The sequence below is a fragment of the Microcoleus sp. AT8-B5 genome (assembly GCF_036705565.1).
Classification (GTDB): domain Bacteria; phylum Cyanobacteriota; class Cyanobacteriia; order Cyanobacteriales; family Microcoleaceae; genus Microcoleus.
The window spans coordinates 1-1,311 of sequence record NZ_JAUBUY010000122.1 but is presented as its reverse complement, the minus strand read 5'-3'; the positions used below and the strand labels follow the sequence as shown (position 1 = coordinate 1,311).

At 36.9% G+C, this 1,311-nt stretch carries 1 protein-coding gene; it reads right to left on the bottom strand.

The window, feature by feature from the left end:
• Positions 1-299: 299 nt before the first annotated feature.
• On the bottom strand, positions 300-1,202 hold the full coding sequence (locus QUB39_RS30470; protein WP_333245851.1) for a hypothetical protein: 903 nt from the start codon (positions 1,200-1,202) through the stop codon (positions 300-302).
• Positions 1,203-1,311: the final 109 nt, after the last annotated feature.

The following is a 1,311-nucleotide window of genomic DNA, read 5'->3' as shown; positions in this document are numbered from 1 at the left end:
CAGGAACAAAGCGATGAATGATTGTGAATGCTGACACTTGAACAAATGCTGCTGCGTTTCGTCGATAAGGAGAGATCCGCAGCAAATGCGTTGTGTCAAAAGTTACATGCAACGTTCAGGTATTGCCGATGGTGGGGAATTTTATATTCGTCCGCCCGGAACTGCTGCCTGGCTTTTTGATAAAGTTTAATAATAAGAACTAAAGCTGGGCTTTATTCGTCGAGCCCCGAACCGCAGTACAGCAGAATTACCGCTGCTGATTGTTTCAATGTCAAGCCCCACTATTGGCAATACCAATGTTATGTGGCGTTTTGTCGTCTGCTTTCCAATTTTTCTTGAAATAGCTTTTTGTCCCAATCAATGAGTTTGTCTTGTAATTTTTGATTGGGATTTATTAGGTCTTTAAGTGAAACATTAAAAGGTTTGTCGGATTTATTTGTTTTTAAAAACTCGATTTGCTCAAAATATAAAGCTCCTATTTTGTTCCAGTCTCCAATTTTTAATCCATTTCCGACCGAAAGACAATCTTTTATTTGTAATTCACCAATTTTTGTAGTCTGCTTGGCTTTTCTTGCCATATTCTTTGTCGTAAACAATGCTCTGAAAAAGCCACGATGATAACGATATTCACCGCCAATGTCAAGGTATAATACATTAGAACTTAAGATTTGATTTTCTGTGGGTGTGTCAGTAAATACAAGGTCAGTTAGTATTATGGTGTTCTCTAAATAGTTGGGATGCTCATTGGTTTCAACGACAATTCCTGTTAAAGAATTATAGTCGTCAATTTTCAATGCTATAACGTCGCCCCTTTTATAAATTATCGGTCTCTCAACAATTTTTTTTCTTTTTAGTGGATTTGGTCTTGGCGTTTGAATTTTTTGTTTGAAATTAGAAATTGCGTTAATTCTTTTTTCAAGAAGCTTTTTATCGTCTGCCCAAAGTGTCAGCCATTTTAATTTAGTAGCGTCATTCAGTTTCTTGAAAGTATAATCTTCAACGTCGCCACACATCCATTGTCCATACGCAATTCCTGTCCAAATTTCTCCATAATATTCTGTATCACTTTGTGGCTTGTATTCCTTTTCAAGTTTAAGTCTGATTTCTTTAAGGGAAAGTCCCTTGTTATACAGTTCTTTAAACTCTACCCAAATGTCAGCAGTTGTGTCGTTCTGAAGTATTCCTGTCCCCCAAGCTCCCATAGTTAGAATGATGTTTGTTTAAAATGCCACATAACGTTAGGGTATTGCCGAAGGCGGGATATTTTATAACGTCCAGCCTGGCAACTAAAGTTAAATAGAAATACCAAAG